General features: G+C 30.2%; 23 protein-coding genes. All 23 read left to right on the top strand.

Annotated elements, in window-relative coordinates; genetic code table 11:
- Nucleotides 1–149: 149 nt before the first annotated feature.
- The 23 genes from pgeF to def all read left to right on the top strand — a co-directional run bounded on the left by pgeF (nt 150) and on the right by def (nt 22,717).
- Entirely contained in the window at nt 150–857 is a 708-nt protein-coding gene (gene pgeF / locus H2684_RS04330; RefSeq protein WP_182088173.1) for a peptidoglycan editing factor PgeF, read from the top strand.
- Nucleotides 858–882: 25 nt separating this feature from the next.
- Nucleotides 883–1,578, top strand: a complete 696-nt coding sequence (locus tag H2684_RS04325; RefSeq protein WP_182088172.1) for a response regulator transcription factor — start codon at nt 883–885, stop codon at nt 1,576–1,578.
- A gap of 10 nt (nt 1,579–1,588) precedes the next feature.
- Entirely contained in the window at nt 1,589–3,304 is a 1,716-nt protein-coding gene (locus H2684_RS04320) for a HAMP domain-containing sensor histidine kinase (RefSeq protein ID WP_182088316.1), read from the top strand.
- 24 nt (nt 3,305–3,328) lie between these two features.
- Nucleotides 3,329–3,850 (top strand): nitroreductase, encoded by a 522-nt coding sequence (locus tag H2684_RS04315; RefSeq protein WP_182088171.1) that lies wholly within the window; start codon nt 3,329–3,331, stop codon nt 3,848–3,850.
- A gap of 228 nt (nt 3,851–4,078) precedes the next feature.
- On the top strand, nt 4,079–4,975 hold the full coding sequence (locus tag H2684_RS04310; RefSeq protein ID WP_182088170.1) for a phosphate ABC transporter substrate-binding protein: 897 nt from the start codon (nt 4,079–4,081) through the stop codon (nt 4,973–4,975).
- A gap of 16 nt (nt 4,976–4,991) precedes the next feature.
- Nucleotides 4,992–5,885, top strand: coding sequence for a phosphate ABC transporter permease subunit PstC (pstC, locus tag H2684_RS04305; protein ID WP_182088169.1), 894 nt, complete (start codon nt 4,992–4,994; stop codon nt 5,883–5,885).
- The gene (pstA, locus tag H2684_RS04300) at nt 5,885–6,772 is read left to right on the top strand and encodes a phosphate ABC transporter permease PstA (RefSeq protein WP_182088168.1); all 888 of its coding nucleotides are present in this window, start codon (nt 5,885–5,887) and stop codon (nt 6,770–6,772) included. The genes pstC and pstA overlap by 1 nt, the downstream gene beginning before the upstream one ends.
- 11 nt (nt 6,773–6,783) lie before the next feature.
- Nucleotides 6,784–7,533: a phosphate ABC transporter ATP-binding protein PstB gene (gene pstB, locus H2684_RS04295; RefSeq protein WP_182088167.1), complete on the top strand. Its 750-nt coding sequence runs from the start codon at nt 6,784–6,786 to the stop codon at nt 7,531–7,533.
- Between the two features lie 51 nt (nt 7,534–7,584).
- On the top strand, nt 7,585–8,241 hold the full coding sequence (gene phoU, locus H2684_RS04290) for a phosphate signaling complex protein PhoU (RefSeq protein ID WP_182088166.1): 657 nt from the start codon (nt 7,585–7,587) through the stop codon (nt 8,239–8,241).
- Nucleotides 8,242–8,350: 109 nt separating this feature from the next.
- On the top strand, nt 8,351–9,055 hold the full coding sequence (locus tag H2684_RS04285) for a glycerophosphodiester phosphodiesterase (protein ID WP_182088165.1): 705 nt from the start codon (nt 8,351–8,353) through the stop codon (nt 9,053–9,055).
- 306 nt (nt 9,056–9,361) lie between these two features.
- A complete protein-coding gene (locus tag H2684_RS04280; protein ID WP_182088164.1) occupies nt 9,362–9,985 on the top strand; it encodes a DUF47 domain-containing protein in 624 nt (207 codons plus the stop codon).
- A complete protein-coding gene (locus H2684_RS04275) occupies nt 9,978–10,976 on the top strand; it encodes an inorganic phosphate transporter (RefSeq protein WP_182088163.1) in 999 nt (332 codons plus the stop codon). The genes H2684_RS04280 and H2684_RS04275 overlap by 8 nt, the downstream gene beginning before the upstream one ends.
- A 233-nt stretch (nt 10,977–11,209) precedes the next feature.
- The gene (locus H2684_RS04270; RefSeq protein WP_182088162.1) at nt 11,210–12,550 is read left to right on the top strand and encodes a DUF512 domain-containing protein; all 1,341 of its coding nucleotides are present in this window, start codon (nt 11,210–11,212) and stop codon (nt 12,548–12,550) included.
- Nucleotides 12,551–12,568: 18 nt separating this feature from the next.
- Nucleotides 12,569–13,885, top strand: a complete 1,317-nt coding sequence (gene der / locus H2684_RS04265) for a ribosome biogenesis GTPase Der (RefSeq protein ID WP_182088161.1) — start codon at nt 12,569–12,571, stop codon at nt 13,883–13,885.
- A gap of 2 nt (nt 13,886–13,887) precedes the next feature.
- Entirely contained in the window at nt 13,888–14,886 is a 999-nt protein-coding gene (locus tag H2684_RS04260; protein ID WP_182088160.1) for an NAD(P)H-dependent glycerol-3-phosphate dehydrogenase, read from the top strand.
- 113 nt (nt 14,887–14,999) lie between these two features.
- Nucleotides 15,000–16,478: a stage IV sporulation protein A gene (gene spoIVA / locus H2684_RS04255; RefSeq protein ID WP_182088159.1), complete on the top strand. Its 1,479-nt coding sequence runs from the start codon at nt 15,000–15,002 to the stop codon at nt 16,476–16,478.
- Nucleotides 16,479–16,778: 300 nt separating this feature from the next.
- Complete coding sequence (locus H2684_RS04250) at nt 16,779–17,657, top strand: YicC/YloC family endoribonuclease (RefSeq protein ID WP_182088158.1); 879 nt, start codon at nt 16,779–16,781, stop codon at nt 17,655–17,657.
- Between the two features lie 18 nt (nt 17,658–17,675).
- Nucleotides 17,676–17,954 carry a DUF370 domain-containing protein gene (locus H2684_RS04245; protein ID WP_182088157.1) on the top strand — a complete coding sequence of 93 codons (279 nt, stop codon included), beginning with the start codon at nt 17,676–17,678 and terminating at the stop codon, nt 17,952–17,954.
- The gene (gmk, locus tag H2684_RS04240; protein WP_182088156.1) at nt 17,954–18,571 is read left to right on the top strand and encodes a guanylate kinase; all 618 of its coding nucleotides are present in this window, start codon (nt 17,954–17,956) and stop codon (nt 18,569–18,571) included. The genes H2684_RS04245 and gmk overlap by 1 nt, the downstream gene beginning before the upstream one ends.
- A complete protein-coding gene (rpoZ, locus tag H2684_RS04235) occupies nt 18,564–18,782 on the top strand; it encodes a DNA-directed RNA polymerase subunit omega (protein WP_182088155.1) in 219 nt (72 codons plus the stop codon). The genes gmk and rpoZ overlap by 8 nt, the downstream gene beginning before the upstream one ends.
- Nucleotides 18,782–19,975: a bifunctional phosphopantothenoylcysteine decarboxylase/phosphopantothenate--cysteine ligase CoaBC gene (gene coaBC / locus H2684_RS04230; RefSeq protein ID WP_182088154.1), complete on the top strand. Its 1,194-nt coding sequence runs from the start codon at nt 18,782–18,784 to the stop codon at nt 19,973–19,975. Before rpoZ ends, coaBC begins: the two co-directional genes overlap by 1 nt.
- A 59-nt stretch (nt 19,976–20,034) precedes the next feature.
- Complete coding sequence (gene priA / locus H2684_RS04225; RefSeq protein ID WP_182088153.1) at nt 20,035–22,242, top strand: primosomal protein N'; 2,208 nt, start codon at nt 20,035–20,037, stop codon at nt 22,240–22,242.
- 34 nt (nt 22,243–22,276) lie between these two features.
- Nucleotides 22,277–22,717 (top strand): peptide deformylase, encoded by a 441-nt coding sequence (gene def / locus H2684_RS04220; RefSeq protein ID WP_182088152.1) that lies wholly within the window; start codon nt 22,277–22,279, stop codon nt 22,715–22,717.
- The last annotated feature ends 17 nt before the right edge of the window (nt 22,718–22,734 follow it).

Here is a 22,734-nt window from a genome sequence, read left to right as displayed (position 1 = left end):
GTTATAGGCGCTATCTGCCATCTGTTTTTCTGTATTTATGTTAAATTTATGTTAATAAGTTTAAATTATAGATTCAAAGTTCAATTTATATATAAACAATGTTAAAATATATTTTATAGTATTGATTATTATGTTATTGGAGGATATATATGAATATTGTTAATATAGAAGGTTATGAATTTATTATAGTAGATATGGATGGTGCAAAAGCAGTATTTTCAACTGCAAAAAATGGACTTGACTTTAATAAGGCAAAAGACTTTGGAATAAATAATATTCAAAATTTAAAGAAGTGGTTTAATCTAAAAGATGTTGGTTATTTAAACCAAGTTCATGGAAATAAGGTTATAGATTATAAAAATAAAGTAGAAAATGCAGATGGAATTATTACAAAAGATGAGGCTTGTGCAGTAGGGGTATTTAATGCAGATTGTGTACCAATACTTCTATATGATAAAGAAAATTCTGTAATTTGTGCTGTGCACAGTGGATGGAAGGGAACTTTAAGTAGAGTTCTATCAAAGGCAATTGAAAAGATGAAGCTAGAATATGGAAGTTTGGCAGACGATATATTGGTATGTATAGGACCACATATACAGGTTTGTTGCTATGAAGTGGGAAAAGAAGTAATAGATAAATTTAGAGAATCTGATTTTTATAAAGATAAAGAAATATTCCATGGAAATAATTTGGATCTTAAAAAATGTCTCATGTATCAACTAAGTTATGAGGGAATTCAAGAGAAAAATATAAAATATTTAGATATTTGTACAGCATGCGAAACAAAGTATGAGATGTATTCTTATAGGAAGAATAAAAATTGTGGCAGAATGTTCTCATTTATCTATTTCAAATAGGTATAAAAATGTTTTGGAGGTAGTTATGTCTAAAGAAAAAGTTCTAATAGTTGACGACGAAGAACATATATGTGAATTAATTAAATTTAATCTTGAAAAAAGTGGTTATGATACAATAATATCTACTGATGGACTTGATGCTCTGAATAAGGCGAAACATGAGAGGCCTGATTTAATATTGCTTGATTTAATGCTTCCTGGAATAGATGGATATGATGTGTGTAAAGAGATTAGAAAAGATAGTTCAATATCTTATATTCCAATTATGATGATAACTGCAAAAGGAGAGGAATTTGACAAAGTTCTTGGACTTGAACTTGGTGCAGATGATTATATTACAAAGCCATTTTCTGTAAGAGAACTTGTAGCAAGGGTAAAAGCAATACTTAGAAGAAGCAATATAGATATCGTAGATAAATATTTTAAATTTGGTAAGTTGAGTATAGATTTTGATAAACATGAAATATTTAAATCAGATAAAAAAATTGATCTCACATTAAAGGAGTTTGAATTACTGCGTATACTTGTAGAAAATGCTGGAAGAGTTGTTACAAGAGATTTTTTGCTTGATAGAGTATGGGGATATGAATATGTTGGGGAAACAAGAACAGTAGATGTTCATATAAGGCACTTAAGACAAAAAATTGAAGAAGATGATAAGAAACCAAAGTATATTGAAACTATTCGAGGAATAGGATATAGATTTAATGCCGAAAAATAATGGTGATTTTATGAAAAAACAATTGATTAAATCCATGCTTAGTGTACTGATTTTTAGCTTAACAATTATGACGGTTTTATTTGTATTTATTGAGAATCATCAGTATATAGAAAACATAAAGCATACATTAGAAACAAATGATAGAATTATAATAAATTCTATGGAAACATATAATGGTAAAAATAAAGCTGAAATTTTTAAGGACTATTTTAAAAATACAAATCTTAGAGGAACTTATATAGATAAAGATGGAAATGTTATAAGCGATTCTGAAGAATATGGTAAAAAACTTGAAAATCATAATGGAAGAAAAGAAGTAATAGATGCCAGAAAGTATGGAACAGGATATAATATAAGATTAAGTGATACTACTAAAAAAAGGACTCTATATTTTGCAATTGCTACAAAAGATGGACATATAGTTAGAACTGCAATGACTATGAATAGAATAGAGGGCATAGAAATCCAATATTTCAAATATTATGTATTTATAATGATAATGTCTATAATAATATCTATGTTTTTTGCAATAAGATTGTCAAATTACATGGTTAAACCGGTTAAGAAACTTCAAGAGATAACTGCAGCTATAGCAAATGGAGATTTAAATAGAAGAGTTAAAATTAACAGAGATGATGAAATTGGGAAACTTGCAAAAACATTTAATAATATGGGAGAAAAACTTCAGTATACTTTAAATGAGTCTATGGAACAAAATAATAAACTTCAAGCTATACTTACAAGTATGGATAGTGGTGTTATTGCTATAGATATAAATTATAGAATAATAATGATAAATCCTTATGCAAGAAAGATATTTGGAATAAATGAAAATATAATTGGAAATAATTTAATGGACAGCATAAGAAATTTTGAACTTGAAGATATATTCAAGGAAGAAAAAAAAGAACACAGAGAAATAAAGATAATATGGCCAAGAGAGAGAAATCTTAGGATAAAAACTGCTGATATAATAAATGATTCCAATAATAAAATTGGAACAGTGGCAGTAGTGCAGGACATAACAGATATAAAAAGGCTTGAAAATATGAGGTCTGAATTTGTAGCAAATGTTTCCCATGAGCTAAAGACTCCACTTACATCTATAAAGGGATTTTCAGAAACACTTAAATATGTTGATGATGATGAGAATAAAAATAAATTTTTGAATATTATAAATGATGAGGCGGATAGACTTACTAGGCTCATAGATGATATTTTAACACTTTCTCATATAGAAAATTATAAGAATTTTGAAAGAGAAAGGATAAATATTAAAGAAGTTATAGAAAATGTTTGTTATCTTATGAAAGATACTGCAAAAAAGAAAAATATAGAAATAAAATCATATGCTTCAGATGTTCTTAACATATGCGGGAACAAAGATAGATTTAAACAAATGTTATTGAACCTTGTGGATAATGCAGTAAAGTATTCAAATGAAGGTGGACTTGTAGAAGTTGGTAATAAATTGGAAGGTAAAAATCACATTATATGGGTGAAAGACAATGGAGTTGGAATATCAAAAGAACATCAAGAGCGTCTTTTTGAAAGATTCTACAGGGTCGATAAGGCAAGGTCAAGAAGACAGGGAGGTACAGGGCTTGGGCTTGCTATAGTAAAACATATAGTAATGGAATTTAACGGTACTATAAAAATAGATAGTAAAGTTGGTATGGGAAGTAAATTTACAGTATTTATTCCTGTTTCTAAAAAGGATTTATAAAATAATTTAAAGGAGAGGATTTTTATGAAGGAAACTTTAATTGATTTGAAGACAAGAAGAAGTTGCAGAAAGTATAAAAGTCAGCAGATAAAGAAGGAAGAACTAGATGCAATTTTAGAAGCTGGCACTTATGCTCCTACAAGTATGGGAAAGCAATCTCCGATAATTGTTGCCATACAGGATAAAGCCACTATAGATAAGATTTCAAAACTGAATGCTGCTGTTATGGGGACAGATTCCGATCCGTTTTATGGTGCTCCAACGTTAGTTGTAGTTTTTACCAATAAAGATAGGGCAACATATATTGAAGATGGAGCTCTTGCTATTGGAAATATGTTAAATGCAGCCCATGCTCTTGGAGTTGGTTCATGTTACATATACAGGGCACGAGAATCTTTTGATACTAAAGAGGGAAGGGCTTTTATGAAAAAATGGGGACTTCCAGACAATTATGTAGGAGTTGGAAATTGTATACTTGGTTATGCAGAAGATGGAGGAATACAGGAGGCGGCTCCGAGGAAAAAAGATTATATTATAAAAGTATAAATTTAAACTTTGGGGCTGTCGCATTAGCATAAAAAAATTTGCTAACGCGACAGCCTCGTTTTTTATATCAAAATTTAAAACTTTTTTCAAGTGTTTTCTACAGATACTTTTGTTAATTTTATTTAACATTAGAGTAATAGGAACTTAACTTTATTGGAATAATATATTATGTGTAGTGTGAAACGTAATTATATCTAATTAAAAAATTTTAGGAGGTCTATTATAACTATGAAAAATGGAAGATTGAAAGCATTTGTTGTATCGATGGCTATGGTTATGACTGTGGGATTATTTGCTGGATGTGGTTCTACAAAAAGTGGAGATGCTTCAACGAGTAATGGTCAATCAAATGAATTGTCAGGATCAATAACTTTAGCTGGTTCTACAGCACTTCAACCACTTGTAGAACAACTTGGAAAGACTTTCATGGAAAAAAATGAAGGAACTACAATTAATGTGCAAGGAGGAGGAAGTGGTACAGGATTAAATCTTGCATTAAATGGTACTGCTGATATAGGTAATTCTGATGTACCTGCAGAATCAAAACTATCTGCAGATAATGCAAAACAGTTAGTAGATCATAAAGTATGTGTTATAGGATTTGCAGTTGTAACTAATTCTGGAGTAAAAGTTGACAACTTAACAAAAGAACAAATCCAAAAGATATTTACAGGAGAGATAACAAATTGGAAAGAAGTAGGCGGAGATGATATGCCTATAAGTGTGATAAATAGAGCTAAATCATCAGGTACAAGAGCTACATTTATAAAAACTGTAATGGATGGAAAATCTGAAAAAGAAGGACTTGGTACAATACAGGATTCAAATGGAAATGTAGAAAATTCAATAAAGGAAACAGAAGGTGCTATAAGTTATTTGGCTCTATCATATCTTACAGATGAGGTTAAAAAAGATGTTAAGGTACTTAACATAGATGGTGTTGAAGCTACGGATGAGAATATAGAAAATGGTAAATATCCATTTTGGTCTTATGAACATATGTATACTAAGGGAGAAGGAAACGAACTTTCAAAGGCATTTATAGATTATGTATTGGAAGATGAAAACAAAGATACAATAAAGAAACTTGGATATATACCAATGGGTGACATGAAGATAAAATAAATTTGAGGTTGATTAAATGAATAAAAAGTCGTTGTGGAAAAATTTGAAGAATGAATATATAGGTAGATTGTTTTCAATGTTTTGTGGACTTGCAATAATAGTCCTTACCTTTACTATTATAATATTTATAACTTCTAAAGGATTAAATACATTTTTTAAACATGAATATCCATTAACAAAATTCTTATTTACATCTAGTTGGAATCCAGATGGCAGTAGTCCAAAGTTTGGAGCATTGGTATTTATTGCAGGATCTACTTTTGTTTCTATTGGAGCAGTTTTAATAAGTGCACCTATTGGAGTAGCGCTTGCTATATTTATGCATTATATTTCTCCAAAGTTTGGATTTAAAGTACTTCAACCTGCCTTGGAATTATTTGTGGGTATACCTTCCGTTGTATATGGTTGGGTTGGCTTTAGTGTACTTTTGCCATTTTTAAAATTTAACTTTGGAGGAATTGGATTTAGTCTGCTTGCAGGTATATTGGTTCTTAGCATAATGATACTCCCTACTATTGCTAGCATATCAGCAGATGCTGTTAAAATTGTACCAAAGGGATATTTAGAAGCTTCTTATGGACTTGGAGCTACTAGATGGCAGACTATATCAAAGGTTATATTGCCTTCTGCTAAAAATGGAATACTTACAGGAATTGTACTTGGACTTGCAAGGGCATTCGGAGAAGCATTAGCAGTTCAAATGGTAATTGGAAATTCCATAAGATTTCCAAGCAAGTTAATGGAGCCTACAGCTACACTTACAAGTATACTTACAATGGATATGGGAAATACGGTGTCTGGCAGTGCTTGGAATGATGCACTATGGTCACTTGCACTGTTGCTGCTTACTATATCATTTCTATTTATTATCATAATAAGACTGATTGGAAAGAGAAGTGAGGTTAAATAGTGAATGCCAAGATGAAAGACAAAATTTGGACTGGAGTTTTATATGGAATATCTATATTTATAATAATATTTCTAGCTTCTTTAATATTGTACATATTGATAAAAGGTAGAGGGTTTTACCATCCTTCATTTTTATTTGGAAATGCTAAATTTGGAGAAGTTGGAGGTGGAATAGGGCCTCAACTTTTTAACTCTTTTTATATGTTATTAGTTGCCCTTGTAATAAGTGTTCCATTTGGAGTAGGTGCTGGAATATATTTAAGTGAATATGCTCGAAAGGGAATATTTTTAAATATAATAAGATTGTGTATAGAAACTATGGCATCTCTTCCATCTATAGTTGTAGGTTTATTTGGTTTACTTGTATTTGTTAGTATGACAAATTGGGGATTTACACTTTTATCTGGTGCACTGGCTATATCAGTGCTTAATCTTCCAGCACTTACGCGTGTTAGTGAAAATGCAATACGTGAGGCTGCAAAGCCAGTTAAGCAAGCAAGCCTTGGACTTGGAGCTACTAGGTGGCAGACTATATGGAAAGTAGTACTTCCATCTGCTATACCAGAAATTTTAACTGGAATAATACTTGCATCAGGTAGAATATTTGGAGAAGCTGCAGCACTTTTATATACAGCAGGAATGAGTGCTCCAAAATTAAATTTTACTACTATAAGCCTTACAAATAGTGCGTCGTCTTTTAGTTTGTTTAGACCAGCTGAAACATTAGCTGTTTATATATGGAAGTTAAATTCAGAAGGTATGGTGCCAGATGCAGCAGAAATCGCCAATAAATCATCTGCTGTTTTAGTTGTAATGGTATTGTTATTTAACATTTTGGCAAGAATATTGGGTAAAAAAATATATGAATCCTATACTGGCAAGAGATAAGGAGGGAATCAATGTATATAATTCAAACTAAAGATCTTGATTTATACTATGGAAATGTTCAAGCACTTAAAAAAGTGAATTTAGATGTAGAAAAGAATACAGTTACAGCACTTATTGGCCCATCTGGATGTGGAAAATCAACTTTTTTAAGAACATTAAACAGAATGAATGATCTGATTGATTCAGTAAAAATAGATGGGAAAGTATTATTTGAAGGAAAGGATATATATGAAAATTATGATGTTATAGATCTTAGAAAGAGAATAGGTATGGTGTTTCAAAGTCCTAATCCATTTCCTATGTCTATATATGATAATGTTGCATATGGACCACGAATACATGGAATAAAAAATAAAAGCGATTTAGATGAAATTGTAGAAAAAAGTTTAAAAGGTTCTGCAATATGGGATGAGGTAAAGGATAGATTGAATAGAAGCGCTCTTGGTTTGTCTGGTGGTCAGCAACAGAGAATTTGTATAGCAAGAACTCTTGCAGTAGAGCCAGAAGTTCTTTTAATGGATGAGCCAACATCTGCTTTAGATCCTATATCCACTTTGAAAATAGAAGAACTTATGGATGTACTTAAAAAGAAATATACTATAATAATTGTAACCCATAATATGCAACAGGCAGGAAGAATATCTGATAATACTGCTTTTTTCCTAAATGGTGAAATAGTTGAAAGTGGAGAAACTGAAGCTATATTTTATAATCCAAAGGATAAGAGAACAGAGGATTATATAACAGGAAGATTTGGATAAATAGTAAATGTATTTGTACTTAAAGTAAATTATAAAGAGAGGGTGATATTTATGACAAGGACTGGTTTTGATTATGCTTTAGATGAGATGCACAATGATGTTTTGAGAATGGGTAGTATAGTTGAAAAACAACTTCACCAATGTATAGAAGCTTTAATAAATCATGATGAAAAGTTAGCTTCTGAAACTATAAAAAATGATGATTTAGTTGATAATCTTCAAAAAGAGATAGAAAATAAGTGTATAATGTTAACAGCTAAAGAGCAGCCTTTAGCTATAGATTTAAGGATTATATTTACAACAAGTAAACTTGTAACTGACCTTGAGAGAATGGCAGATCATGCAGTTGATATTTCTAAAGTGGTACTTAGGGTGAAAAATGAAAAGTATCAGAAGGAGCTAATAGATATACCTAAAATGTCTGAAATGGTAAATAAAATGATAAAAGGCGCATTAGATGCTTATGTTGCTAGAGATGTTGAAGCTGCATATAGGGTATGTCATATGGACAATGAAATAGATGCTCTTTTTAAAAAATTATTTGCACAGATGCTTGAAATTATGATTAAAGACAGTAGTAAAATAAATCAGATGACACAGTTTTTATTTGTGTGTAAATATCTAGAGAGAGTAGCTGATAGAGTAACAAATATATGTGAAGGGACAATATATTTGGTTACAGGTGAACAGAAAGATTTAAATGAATAATTTATTGATTATTATTTAAAAATTAAGAGTAGCATAAAGTATAAATTCGCCTATTAAAAAATATAATTATAAGAGATCAAAAAAGTAAAAAATAAAGGGCGGTTTAAATATGGTTAAAACTTTAAATATTGCACATAGAGGATTTAGTGGACTATATCCTGAAAATACCATGCTTGCATTTAAAAAAGCAGTAGAAACAGGTGCAAGTGGAATAGAAACAGATGTTCATATGACAAAAGACAATATTATAGTTATTTGTCATGATGAAACTATAGATAGAACCACTAATGGAAGCGGATTTATAAAAGATTACACATATAGTGAGCTGAGAAAATTTGATGCTGGAAATGGACAAAAGATCATAAGTTTAGATGAACTTTTAGACTATTCTAAGGATAAAAATATACTTGTAAACATTGAATTGAAAAATAATGTTATAACCTATAAGGGTATTGAGAAAAGGACAATAGATAAGATATATGAGTACAATATGAATGATCATGTAATTTTATCATCATTTAACCACAATTCAATGAGAAAAGTAAAAGAGTATGACAGTAGTATAAAAACTGGACTACTATATGGGACTCAAATTTATAACCCATGGGAATATGCGAAAAAGATGAAGGCTGATGCAATTCATCCACTTTTCACTTTAATTATGAACAGAGATATAATTAAAAATACTAAAGAGCATGGAATTTCTATAAACACATATACAGTTAATGATAAGGCTAATATGAAGAAACTTATGGAATTTGGAGTAGATGGTATTATAACCAACTATCCAAATATATTTAAAAAGCTTATATAAAGTATTTGAGGGTTAATATTAAAATATGTAAAAGTGTTTTTTTTAAGTAATAATTAAGGAATATATAGAGATGACTGCTTACAAAAAATATTTTGAGAGCAGTTTTTTAATGTAGACTTTTAAACACTTTAGAATTATAAATTATATTGATATTTATGCGACATAATTGTAAAAAGATGTAATATATTGTTGTAAAATAAAATACTTTGCTTAAACTATTATAAGTTTATATTTTAATATTCTTAACTTTATGTTATACTTTATTGGGTTAGATGTGCACATTTTCACTAAATAGGAGGGAATATAATGTTTAGTTTTACTCCAAAAGAGGACAAGTTTTACAATCTTTTCATAGATGATGCCAATATAGTATATAAAGCGGCTGATTTGTTAGTTCATTTTTTGGATGATATTTCTAATGCTGAAGAGAACATGGAAAAAATTAAAGATGTCGAGCATGAAGGTGATGTAAAGCAGCATGAAATACTAAAAGAGTTGAATAAAACATTCATTACTCCATTTGATAGGGAGGATATCTACAGTATAGCTAAGGGAATGGATGATATTGTTGATTTAATAGAATCCACTGCTAGCAGGTTTGTTATGCTGAATGTTAGCTCATGTACAGATGAAGCAAGAAGGCTTTCAAATATGATTTTGGATTCATGCAGAGAAATAATAATTATAATGAAAGAATTAAAAGGTATGAAAACAAGTAAAAAACTCTCTGAAAGAATAATAAAGGTCAATGGTATAGAAGAACAGGGAGATACAATCTCAAGGGAAGCTATTAAAAAGATATTCAGAAGTGACATGGAAGTTATTGATATTATAAAATGGAGAGAAATATATCAATATTTAGAAGATACACTGGATTCTTGTGAAGATATAGCGAACATTGTTGAAGGAGTAGTAATGAAAAATGCTTAGTAGTACTTTGATGTTAACTGGTTTAATAGTCATAATTGCCATAGTATTTGATGTTATCAATGGATTTCATGATAGTGCAAATGCTATAGCATGTTCTGTATCAAACAGGGTATTATCCATGAAACAAGCTGTAATTATTTCTGCTACTTTGAATTTTACAGGGGCATTTATGAGTGTTAAGGTTGCAGAAACAGTAGGAAGTGGTATAGTTCATCCCAATGATATAACGCAAAAGGTAATTATAGCTGCGCTTTTAGGAGCTATAGTTTGGAATTTAATAACTTGGTATTTTGGAATACCAAGTAGTTCTTCACATGCCCTTATAGGTGGACTTATTGGTGCAGCTGTAGTATATAAGGGTTCATTTCTAATTATTTATTGGTCAAATCTTTTTTGGAAAGTCATAATATGGCTTATACTATCACCTATAATAGGATTTATAATAGGATTTATTTATATGAATATATTGAATTTGTTTTTAGCAAAGTCAAGACCTAGTACTGTAACAAAGATATTTTCAAAATGTGAAATAGTGTCTACTATGTTTTTAGCATTGAACCATGGAGCAAATGATGCACAAAAAACTATGGGAATTATAACTATGACACTAATGAGTGCAGGTTTTATTAAAGAATTTTCTGTGCCTATATGGGTAAAGATAACTTGTGCACTTGCAATGGCAGTTGGAACAGGACTTGGAGGTAAAAGAATAATTAAAACTATGGGATCTAAAATGGCAAGAATAGTACCAGTAAGTGGATTTGCAGCTGAATTTGGAGCCTCAAGTGTAATTCTTACAGCTACTATGTTTGATGCTCCTGTAAGTACCACTCATATAATAACTACTGCTATAATGGGAGTAGGCGCATCAAAGAGATTTTCTGCAGTTAGATGGACTGTAGCAAAAGATATAGTTATAACTTGGATTATTACCATACCTGGATGTGCACTTATAGCAAGTCTTATTATGCACTTGTTAAGTTTAATATAATAATAAGTATATATAACACATTGATTGGCAAAATATACAGTAATAGTACTATTTAAAGTAAGTTGTATATTTTGTTAATTAATTTTTATTATATATTTTATCTAAAAATTAATTTTTTATACAATTATTATTGTAAAAGTATTATTGCGAAATTTGACTAATTTTCAATATTGAGATATATTCTAATGGTATAATGCCCTTTTATATAAAATTATAGATGGGAGTTTTTTTAAATGAAAAATCAAATATCACAAGTTAAGCCTGGAAGTATAGCAGAAGAAATGGGTGTAGAATCAGGAGATGTTCTTCTTTCTATAAATGGTAATAAAGTTAATGATATTATAGATTATAAATTTTTGATGACTGATAATTATGTAGAAGTTGACATAAAAAAGCCAAATGGGGAAATATGGAATCTTGAAATAGAAAAGGAATATGATGAGGATCTTGGAGTAGAATTTAAGGAATTTATGCTTGATAAGCCTAAAAGCTGTCATAATAAGTGTATATTTTGTTTTATAGACCAACTTCCTTCTGGAATGAGAGATACACTTTATTTTAAAGATGATGATTCAAGGCTTGCATTTCTACAGGGGAATTTTGTAACTCTTACAAATATGACTGAAGATGACATAAACAGGATAATTAAATATAAAATAAGTCCTATAAATGTGTCGGTACATACAACGGATCCTGATCTTAGGATAAAGATGCTTAATAACAGATTTGCAGGAAAGTTGTACGAAATACTGAAAAAGCTAGCATCAAACGGTATAGAAATGAATTGTCAGATAGTATTGTGCCCAGGAATAAATGACAATGAACATGTTACAAATACTATAGAAGATCTATTTAAGTTGTATCCTCAGGTTAGAAGTGTAGCAGTTGTACCTTTAGGAATTACTAAATTTAGAAAGGGACTTTTTAATCTGAAATTGTATAATGAAAAAACGGCAAGAGAGCAATTAGATAGGGTAGATATTCTTCAAAAAAAGTATATGTCACATGTAGGAGATCCATTTGTCAGAATGTCCGATGAATTTTACATTATAGCAAATAGAGATGTGCCAGATTCAAAGTTCTATGGAAAGTTTAACCAGATAGAAGATGGAATTGGAATGATAAGATTATTTAGGGACAATATTGATAAAAGTTTGGTAAAGTTTCAAAATGAAATTTCCAAATTAAAAGGAGAATTTACGTTTATTACTGGCACAGCTGCCTTAAATGAAATAAAAGTTGCAGCAGATAGAATAATGAGATTAAATGGCAATATAGATATAGAGGTTAAGGGCATAGTAAATAATTTCTTTGGAGATACAATAACGGTTGCAGGGCTCGTTACTGCACAGGATATAATTGAGCAACTTAAAGATTGTAAAGTGAAACAAAATGTAGTTATACCAGAGTGTATGCTTAGAAAGGGATATGAAATTGGCTTTGACAACAGAAGAGTTTTTTTAGATGATATGACAGTAGAGATGCTTGAGAAAAAATTAAATAGAAATATATCTATATGTAAGTATACTGGTGAAGATCTATTAGATATCATAATAAAAAAATCGAATTTATGATATGAGGAGGAGAGTTTTATGGGAAAACCTATAGTAGCTATAGTAGGAAGACCTAATGTTGGAAAATCTACTTTATTTAATAAATTAGCGGGAAAGAGAATATCAATTGTAGGCGATACGCCAGGGGTTACAAGAGATAGAGTATATGCAGAGGCAGAGTGGCTTAAATATAATTTTACTATAATAGATACAGGAGGAATTGAGCCTGAAAATAGTGATATAATAATTTCACAGATGAGAAGACAGGCACAAGTTGCCATAGATACAGCTAATGTAATAATATTTATAGTTGATGGTAAAGAAGGACTTACTGCAGCAGATAATGAAGTGGCTCAAATGTTAAGAAAAAGTGGTAAACCTGTAGTACTTGTAGTAAATAAGATAGATAACTCTAAATATGAAGCTAATACCTATGAATTTTATAACTTGGGAATAGGAAATCCAGTTCCAATATCAGCATCACAGGGACTTGGACTTGGGGATATGCTTGATGAGGTAGTTAAACACTTTAATGAAGATGGAGATTATTCTAAAGATGATGAATACATAAAGATAGCATTTGTTGGAAAACCTAATGTTGGAAAATCATCTCTTGTAAATAAATTGCTTGGAGAAGATAGGGTAATTGTAAGTGATGTTCCAGGTACCACTAGAGATGCTGTAGACAGCTATTTTGAAAGAGATGATGATAAATTTATATTGATAGATACTGCTGGAATACGAAGAAAAAACAAGGTGAAGGAAGAAATTGAAAGATACAGTGTAATTAGGACCTATGCTGCAATAGAGAAAGCAGATGTATGTATTTTACTTTTAGATGCTACTTATGAAATAAGTGATCAGGATGAAAAGATAATAGGTTATGCACACGAATTAAATAAAGCTATATTGGTAATAGTAAATAAATGGGATCTTATAGAAAAGGACACAAAGACTATGGAAAAGTTTAAAGGTGAGATAAGCAGAAGTTTATCATTTATGCCTTATGCACCATATTTATTTATATCTGCTAAAACTGGTCAGAGAGTTGGAAAGGTTCTTGACAAAGTAAAAGAGTGCTATGAAAATTACAATAAGAGAATTAAAACGGGAATATTAAATGATATAATAAGTAAGGCTATAATGATGCAGGAACCTCCTGTAGTTGGAAATAAGAGATTGAAGATTTACTATGTTACTCAAACTGGTGTAAAGCCACCAACTTTTGTATTTTTTGTAAATGATTCTTCCTGTGTTCATTTTTCATATAGAAGATATCTTGAAAATCAGCTAAGAGAAAATTTTGATTTTATGGGAACAGGTATAAAGCTTCAATTTAGAGAAAGGAAGGAATAATATTGAAAGCTGATGTGTGTTTTTTAGGAGCTGGAAGTTTTGGAACAGCTCTTTCTATAATATTGGCTAAAAAGGGTAAAAAAGTTAAGCTATGGGACAGAAACAATGAGGTAGTTAAAAGTATAAATGTAGATAGAGAAAATAAGAAATATCTTAAAGAAATTACTATTCCAGAAGGAGTAGAGGCTTCAAGTGATTTGGATTATGTAGTCAAAGATACAAGTTATGTTGTAATTTCAGTTCCTTCACATGTAGTTGGAACTATATGTGAAAATATTAGAGAAATGATTGAACCATCTCAGGTAATAGTGAATATAGCAAAGGGAATACAACAAGATACGGGAAAAAGACTTTCTCAAGTTATAGAAGAAATACTTCCTAAAAATGATGTTGCGGTACTTTCAGGACCAAGTCATGCAGAAGAAGTTTCAAGATTTATTCCAACAACAGTTGTTGTATCTTCAAAGAATATGGATACTGCAAGAAAAGTTCAGGACTTCTTTATGACAGATGAATTTAGAGTTTACACAAACTCAGATATTGTAGGAGTGGAAATAGGGGGAGCTGTAAAGAACATAATTGCTTTAGCTGCAGGAATATGCGACGGAATAGGATATGGAGATAATTCAAAAGCTGCACTTATGACAAGGGGAATAAGTGAAATAACTAAAATAGGTGTAAAACTTGGAGGAAAAAAGGAAACGTTTTTTGGACTTACGGGAATTGGGGATTTAATAGTTACATGCACTAGTGTACATAGTAGAAATAGAAGAGCTGGAATACTTATAGGACAGGGAAAGTCTGCAAAAGAGGCAGAAAAACAAGTTAAAATGGTAGTTGAGGGAATAAGAGCTTGCAGGGCATTTTATAATTTAAAAAATGAACTTAGAGTTCAAATGCCTATAACTGATTCACTATATAAAGTACTTTTTGAAAATAAGGATCCAAAGCAGGCTGTACATGAACTTATGACAAGGGATAAAAAAGATGAGAACATTTAGATCCACTTTTAGGAATTGCATAAAAATAAAATAAATTTATAAATAATAAGAATAATACCTACATATGTTAAATATATATATATTGTTATTATTAGAATTTTAGGGGGTATATTTTGGATAATTTTGATATATATAATGACATATCTGAAAGGACTCAAGGAGATATATATGTAGGTGTTGTAGGTCCGGTTAGAACTGGTAAGTCTACCTTTATAAAAAAGTTCATGGAAATTATGGTGTTGCCAAATATGAGTAATTCCTATAAGAAGCAGAGAGCTAAAGATGAACTTCCTCAAAGTTCATCTGGAAAATCAATTCATACTACAGAACCTAAATTTGTACCAAATGAGGCAGTGGAAATAAGCTTAAATGAAAATACCAAATTTAAAGTGAGAATGGTAGATTGTGTTGGATACATTGTAAAGACAGCTGTTGGATATATGGAGGGAGAAGAGGCCAAAATGGTTACTACCCCATGGTATGATTATGAAATACCTTTTGAAGAAGCTGCAGAAATAGGAACGAAAAAGGTAATAAATGAGCATTCAACTATAGGACTTGTTGTAACTACAGATGGATCTATTGCAGATATACCAAGGGAGGATTATATAGAGGCAGAGTCAAGAGTTGTACAGGAACTAAAATCTATAAATAAGCCATTTATAATAGTATTAAATTCAAGACACCCTTATGATCCGGATACTATAGAAATTAAAAAAAATATGGAAGAAAAATATGATGTCCCAGTCCAAATAGTAGATGTCATCAATATGAAGGAAGAGGATATAACAGATCTATTTAATAAAATACTCAAAGAATTTCCTATAAAAGAAATAAATATAGATATACCTGAGTGGATAGAAAAATTGGATTTATCACACTGGCTTAAAGTTGATTTTATAAATTTAGCAAGAGATATGTGCAAAAATATTTTTAAAGTGCGTGATATAGAAAAATCAATTGATGGATTTAGTGACGTTGATTTTATTGGAAATTCAATTATAAAAGAGATAAATATGGGTGAAGGAACATCGAGAATTGAGATAGAACCTAAAAAGGATTTGTTTTATAAAATACTTAGTGAAGTATGCGATAGAGAACTTAATGGAGAAAGTGATCTGTTAAGTGCAATAACGGAGATGCATGCTGCAAAAGTTGAGTATGATAAAGTAGCAGGTGCTCTTAAAGATGTAAAGGAAACAGGATATGGACTTGTGGCTCCTCAACTTTCTGAAATGAGGCTTGAAGAACCTAAGATAGTAAAACAAGGGAATAGGTTTGGAGTAAAGCTAAAAGCAAGTGCACCATCTTTGCACTTTATAAGGGCGGATATAGAAGCTGAAATATCTCCTATAATGGGAACTGAAAAGGAAAGTGAGGAGATGGTAAACTCGCTTTTGGAACAGTTTGAAAGCGATCCTTCAAAAATATGGCAGAGCAATATGTTTGGAAAATCTCTTGAAATACTTGTGAAGGAAGGACTACAAAATAAACTGTACAAAATGCCGGAAGATGTGCAGATCAAGATACAAAAAACACTTCAAAAGATAATAAATGAAGGTAATGGTGGTTTGATATGTATAATACTTTGATTTGGTAAAAGTAGATAATACATTTTCATTGCATTTGTAAGTGGGATTTAATATCTAGTATTTATTTTAGATATTAAGTCCTATTTATTAAAGTGTGAAAAATATTTTATAAAAACTGTTTTAAGACAATCCAAGTATATGAATTTTATGGTATAATCGTTTTGAACTAGGATTTAACTTTTAATTTGATATTTAATATTATAATTATTAGAATATTAAATGTCTTGAAATTATAATTTATGTTAAAGTATAATTATTACTGGCTTTTTAATAAAGCATATGTGGAAGGATGAAATTTTAATGATTAAAAGTATGACTGGATTTGGAAGGGGAAGTAGTGATAGCTCAGATATAAGTTTTGATGTGGAAATAAAAACAGTAAATCATAGATATTGTGATTTGAATATAAGAATGCCAAAGAGCTTTATGCCAATCGAAGGTAAAATTAGAAGTCTTATACTAAAACAAATAAGTAGAGGTAAGGTAGATGTTTTTATTACTCAAAATGATTATGGAAACAAAAAAGGAAAAGCTATATTAGATGAAGATCTTATGGAAAGTTATGTAGATTGTTTGAATAAGATAAAAGATAAATATGGCATAAAAGAACAACCGTCTATAGATCTTATTTCTAAATTTCCAGATGTAATTACATTGAAGCGAGAAGATGAGGATTTAGATGAAATTTGGAGTGTGTTAAAAGTTGCATTAGAAGATGCACTTAATATGCTTTTGAATATGAGGGAAAAAGAAGGAGCCAAACTTAAAGGTGATATAATTTTAAAATGTAATTTAATTCAGAAATATTTAGATAAGATAAATAAAATATCTGTAAATTTGGTAGAAGAATTTAGGAATAAGCTTAGAGATAGGATTAAAGAACTTAGAGATGGTTATGATTTAGATGAAGAGAGAATTGCAATGGAAGTTGCAATATTTGCTGATAAGTCCTGTATTGATGAGGAAATTGTAAGGCTTAAAAGTCATGTAGGACAATTTCAAGATACCCTCACATTAGATGAGCCTGTTGGCAGGAAACTTGATTTTATACTGCAGGAAATGAATAGAGAAGCCAATACCATAGCATCTAAGTCTACAAATTTAGATGTAACTAATTTGGTTATAAATATAAAAAATGAAATAGAAAAAATTAGAGAACAAATTCAAAATATAGAATAGATATATAGGAGGAAGCGTATGGGCATAAAATTAATAAATATAGGTTTTGGAAATATTGTTTCGGCAAATAGATTGGTGGCTATAGTAAGTCCGGAATCTGCTCCAATAAAGAGAATAATACAGGAAGCAAGGGACAGAGGCATGCTTATAGATGCAACTTATGGGAGAAGAACTAGAGCTGTTATAATAACAGATAGTGATCATGTAATACTGTCTGCTGTACAACCTGAAACTGTAGCACATAGATTGTCATCTAACAAAGAAGTAGATGAAGATATAACAGAGGTTGAGGAATAATGAAAAAAAAGGGACTTTTAGTTATAATATCAGGGCCATCAGGAGCAGGAAAGGGCACTGTGTGTAAAGAGCTTATTAAGAAAAATGATCTTTGGATATCTGTTTCTGCAACTACTAGAAAACCAAGAGCAGGAGAGGTAGATGGTTCAAATTATTATTTTTTGACAAAAGAGGAATTTGAAAGTAAAATAAAAAACAATGATTTTTTAGAGTATGCTGAGGTTTATGGTAATTATTATGGAACTCCAAAAGACAAGGTTCTTGAGGCAATAAATCTAGGAAAAGATGTAATACTTGAAATAGACATACAAGGTGCACTTAAAGTAAAGAAAAATTATCCTCAAGGTGTTTTCATATTTATACTTCCACCTTCTATGGAAGAACTTAAAAAGAGAATAATAAATAGAGGAAGTGAAACACAGGAATCACTTATGACTAGATTTAATTCAGCATATAAAGAAATAAATTACATATCAAAATATAATTATGCAGTTGTCAACGATACTGTTGAAAATGCAGTAAAAAACATTGAAAGTATAATTACAGCTGAAAAGTGTAGGGTAGACAGAGTAAAGGATGAAATATTTAAATCTAAGGAGGATATAAGTAATGAATAATTCTATGATAAATCCATCTATTGTGGACTTGTTAAAAAAAGTAGATAATAGATATGCATTAATAACTATAGTTTCTAAAAGAGCAAGACAATTGGTAGAAGGATCGGAGTCAATGGTTGATATTGATTCTACTAAACCAGTTACTATAGCCATAAATGAAGTTGATAGGGGTCTTATAGATTTTAAAACTTTAAAAGAAGGTATAAAGTAATGGATAAAGACCAAAAAACGGTAGTTATTGGAGTAACTGGAGGTATAGCAGCATATAAAGCTCTTGATATAGTTAGTAAACTTAAAAAGAAAAAAATCGATGTCCATGTAATAATGACTAAATCAGCTTGTAAATTTGTGACTCCATTGACTTTTCAAACTATAAGCCAGAATACGGTAAGCGTAGATATGTTTTCTGAACCTAAAGCATGGGAAATAAGACATATCTCTTTGGCAAAGCGAGCGGATTTATTGCTTGTTGCACCTGCTACAGCAAATGTAATAGGAAAAGTTGCAAATGGGATAGCAGATGACCTTTTGACCACTACTATAATGGCTACTAATGCTCCAGTGGTTTTTTCTCCTGCTATGAATACTAATATGTATATGAATCCAATTGTTCAATCAAATATAGATAAATTGTCAAAATTGGGTTATAAATTTATAGAACCGGATAGTGGTAGGCTTGCCTGTGGTGATACAGGAGAAGGAAAACTTCCTAATCCAAGTTTTATAGCAGATGTTGTGTGTAGCATGTTATATGACAAGAAGGACTTGAAAGGCAAAAAAGTACTTGTTACAGCAGGACCTACTTTAGCTCACATAGATCCTGTAAGGTATATAACAAATAGATCATCAGGTAAAATGGGCTATTCTATAGCGGAAGAGGCAAGGGATAGAGGGGCAGAGGTTACACTTATTTCTGGACCTACTAATTTACCTGTGCCATTTGGAGTAAAGTACATAGGCGTAAATACAAACAAAGAAATGCTTTTAAGCGTGTTGGATAATTTCGATTCTCAGGATATAGTTGTAAAATCTGCTGCAGTAGCGGATTATAAACCTAAAAACTATTCTAATGAGAAAATTAAAAAGGTACAGAGCGAATTTTTACTTGAACTTGTAAAAGATACTGACATATTGAAAAAAATTGGTGAGATTAAGAAAGATCAAATTCTTGTGGGTTTTGCAGCAGAGAGTAGCAATTTAATAGAAAATGCATCAAAAAAGCTTAAGAAGAAAAATCTGGATTATATAGTTGCAAATAATATAGCATCAAGTGAAGTTGGATTTTCATCAGATGACAATAAAGCAACTATAATATCAAGAGATGGCAAGAAATTTGACTTATCAAAGATGAGTAAAAGAAACCTAGCTAGAAAGTTATTTGATATAATAAATGAAGTAGATTAGATTAAGAGGGGTTCTACATACCTCTCTTATTTGATGTGTGGAATTAAAAGGGTGATAAGGTGAATTATGCAGGCGTAATTGTAAATAATAATTTTGTTGAACTGGATAAAATTTTTACTTATAAAATACCAGATAATATGAAAGATAAAGTTACAATAGGTACTCATGTAAAAGTACCTTTTGGATTTAAAAATAAGAGTATAGATGGATTTATAGTAAAACTCTATGAAAATACGGAAATTACTGAAACAAAAATTAAAATTAAATCGCTATTGAAAGTATGTGATGAGTTTCCTCTTTTTACAGAAAAAGATTTTGAGCTGATTGAAAAAATGAGAAATAGATACTTGTGTACTTATTTAGAATGCATAAAGGTATTTATACCAACTGGAATATTTAAAGGTATGAAACACAAAAAAGAAGTTCTTTTATATAAAGGTAAAAATTTAAGTGGAAGATTTATTAAAGATCCCTATGCTAAGATTTATGATATCATATGTAAAAATGAGGGAAAGTATACAAGAAACTTTTTAAATAAAAAGTACAATATATCAATTTCATCTATAAATACTATGATTAAACATGGCTTTATTCTAACTAAAAAAAAGACTGTAGCAAGATATGATAGTACAACTTATAAACTTTATTCAAAAAAGATTCTAAATTCTGAGCAAACTAGCACAGTAAAATCTATAATGAATTCTCAAAATAAGATTTTTCTTATACATGGAGTTACTGGAAGTGGTAAGACAGAAATATATATGCATATAGTTGATAAAGTTATATCTTCTGGGAGAGAATGTATAATATTAGTACCTGAAATAGCACTTACACCACAGATGGTTGAAAGATTTAAAGGTAGGTTTGGAAATAACATAAGTGTATTTCACAGTAGACTTTCTGATGGGGAAAGATATGATGAATGGATGAGAGTTAAAAGGAAACAAGTAAAAGTTGCTATAGGGGCAAGGTCTGCTATTTTTCTTCCATTTTCCAACCTTGGACTTATTATAATAGATGAGGAACATGAAGAAAGCTATAAATCAGAAAGCAATCCAAAATACAATGCAAGGGAAATTGGAGAAATGAAATGCAATCAATATAATTGTAAGATGATACTTGGTTCAGCCACTCCTTCAATAGAAACATATAGTAGATGTGAAAAAGGTGAGATAGAGCTTATTGAAATAAAAAATAGAGCTGATGGAGCAAATATGCCTAAAATAGATGTTGTTGATATGAGAGATGAATTGGCATCTGGAAATACTTCTATGTTTAGTAAGAAACTCTATAATATGATTTCTGATAGATTGGCTAAAAATGAACAGATAATATTATTTTTAAATAGAAGAGGATTTTCTACATTTGTATCTTGTAGGAAATGTGGATATATATTTAAGTGTAAAAATTGTGATATCTCACTTACATATCATAGAGATATGAAAAAACTTGTTTGTCATTATTGCGGTAGCAGGGAAAATATACCAAAAATCTGTCCTAAGTGTGGAAGTAAGTATGTTAAATATTTTGGGGTTGGTACAGAAAAAATAGAGGAATTAGTAAAAAATGAATTTCCAAAAGCTAGAGTTTTGAGAATGGATTTTGATACTACAAGATCAAAGCACTCTTATGAAAATATTTATAATACTTTTAAAAATCAAGGTGCAGATATATTAATAGGAACTCAGATGATTGCAAAAGGTCTTGACTTTAAGAATGTCACACTTGTTGGAGTAATAGCTGCAGATGTTTCCTTGAATTTACCGGATTTTAGATCTGCAGAAAGGACATATCAAATTATAACTCAGGTTTCTGGAAGAGCAGGAAGAGGTGAAAAAGCAGGAAATGTTGTAGTTCAAACCTATAGCCCAGACAATTATAGTATTAAATATTCAGCTTTAAATGATTATAAGAGCTTTTATAGAGAAGAAATGAATATAAGAAAAGAAATGGATTATCCGCCATTTTGTAACATGCTTCTTATAAATATGAATAGCAAAAATGAAGCTATATTAATAAAAAATATACAAAATGTTGCTATATTTTTAAGAAATATATTGCAAAAAAATGATAAAATTAAGATATTAGGACCATGTCCATGTGTTATATCAAAGATAAAAGAATTATTTAGATGGCAGATAATTATAAAGGGTAAAATTGATTTAAAAATAGCACAAAAAATAAAGAAAACAGTGTATAATTTAACTAAAGATGTTCATAGTGACATAAAAATTAGCATAGATATAAATCCAAATAATACACTATAATATATATTTTATTTTTAGAAAGGGAGAGATTTTAATGGCACTTAGAAATATAGTAAAATATGGAGATGATTTGCTTAGAAAAAAGAGTAGAAAAGTTGATGTTATAAATGATAGAATAATTACACTACTTGATGATATGGAAGAAACTTTACACGATGCAAATGGAGTAGGACTTGCAGCTCCACAAGTTGGAGTATTGAAGAGAGTTATAGTAATAGATATTGGAAAGGGAGTAATAAAACTTATAAATCCAGAGATTATAGAAACAGAGGGAAGTTATGTAGATGTAGAAGGATGCCTAAGTATTCCTGGAAGACAAGAGGAAGTTGAAAGGCCAAAAAGAGTTAAGGTAAAAGCACTAAATGAAAAAGGGGAAGAAGTAGTAATTGAGGGAGAAGACCTTTTGGCAAGAGCTTTCTGTCATGAGATAGATCATTTAGATGGTATTTTATATATAGATAAAATCAAGAAGTAAAGGAGATAATTTTAATT

This window comes from Clostridium sp. cel8 (assembly GCF_014050525.1).
Lineage (GTDB): Bacteria > Bacillota > Clostridia > Clostridiales > Clostridiaceae > Clostridium_B.
The sequence above is the reverse complement of the archived record's forward strand: the minus strand, read 5'-3'. Positions and strand labels throughout refer to the sequence as shown.